This window comes from Ligilactobacillus equi DSM 15833 = JCM 10991, assembly GCF_001435735.1.
Lineage (GTDB): Bacteria > Bacillota > Bacilli > Lactobacillales > Lactobacillaceae > Ligilactobacillus > Ligilactobacillus equi.
Genome location: NZ_AZFH01000186.1, coordinates 882 through 2,049, shown reverse-complemented (window position 1 = coordinate 2,049; position 1,168 = coordinate 882). Strand labels below are relative to the sequence as shown.

Here is a 1,168-nt window from a genome sequence, read left to right as displayed (position 1 = left end):
ATAACACTGTACAATTTACAAAAAATGGAAGTATTACAAACTAGCAATTAGCGTATACATATACTTATAAAGTTACGTATATGTATATTCGTTTATATCGATTGGCGGTGTGTGCGTGGATTTTGTCGAAAAATTATGAAACATCTCGGTGATGTTTCACGTGAAACAATTGGAAGAAATGCAGAAATTTCTGATATTTTTTGAAGAAAAAGAAAGTCACAAGAATCTTCGTTAAAGGATATTAATTATAACGAAGGCCCTTGTGACTTTCATGTGTCAATCATTGAAAAATTAGCGTGATGAATTATTCGAATTTACTATTGTTGAGTATCTTTCATATAAAACAAATGAAAGGCACGGTAAAGTACTTATGACATTGGTTACTGATAACACACAAATTGTAATAAATCACCCTCAAAAAGGAACTCATTTAACGATTCAAGAGCGTGGACAAATTCAAGCCTACAAAGAAATAAATGGGCTTATCTAACCGTCAAATCGCTAGGAAGCGCAATAGGGTCTCTCAAACCATTAATAATAAGGTTAAGCGTGGATGGGTAAAAACCATTAAGTAGATACAAAAGAAAGCTAATGGTAAAGAATACCGCTATTACAACGAACAATATTATGCAGAAGTTGGACAAATTCGTTATGCGTCTAATAAATTGTAATGTGGAAGAAAACCTATTTATTGGTCTTTTCCTGAAATTGTAACGAAATTAGATAGCTTACTCCTGGGTAAAGTTGATGGTATTAAGTACTCACCATATGCTACAACTAAAAAGCTTGAAGAAGTAATTCCTACGGAATTTATTCCATGTGAATGCACTATTTACACTTGGATTGATAAAGGTATTATGCAGACTAAAAACGTTGATTTAATGTCTAAAACCACTCGTAAGAATGATCCTAAATCTTCAAAGGCTCCAGTTAAACGTGTATTGGGGCGCAGTATTAATGAACGTCCTACTTACATTGATAGTCGTTCTGAAATTGGATACTTTGAAATTGATACTGTCGTTGGCAAGAAAGACTCTATGGACAAACGTTTTAATGGTCTTAACTGACCGTTTATCTTGCTATACTGTGATTTTTCGTATCAAAGATAAGAGTTCTGAATCCGCTAATAAGAAACTCGAAGAGTTGAAGTCTAGTACGGATGAAAAAG

1 protein-coding gene is annotated in these 1,168 nt (G+C 33.3%); it reads left to right on the top strand.

Annotation, left to right across the window (positions count from 1 at the left end):
* Positions 1-857 precede the first annotated feature (857 nt).
* The gene (locus tag FC36_RS10085; RefSeq protein WP_023859012.1) at positions 858-1,067 is read left to right on the top strand and encodes a hypothetical protein; all 210 of its coding nucleotides are present in this window, start codon (positions 858-860) and stop codon (positions 1,065-1,067) included.
* Positions 1,068-1,168 lie beyond the last annotated feature (101 nt).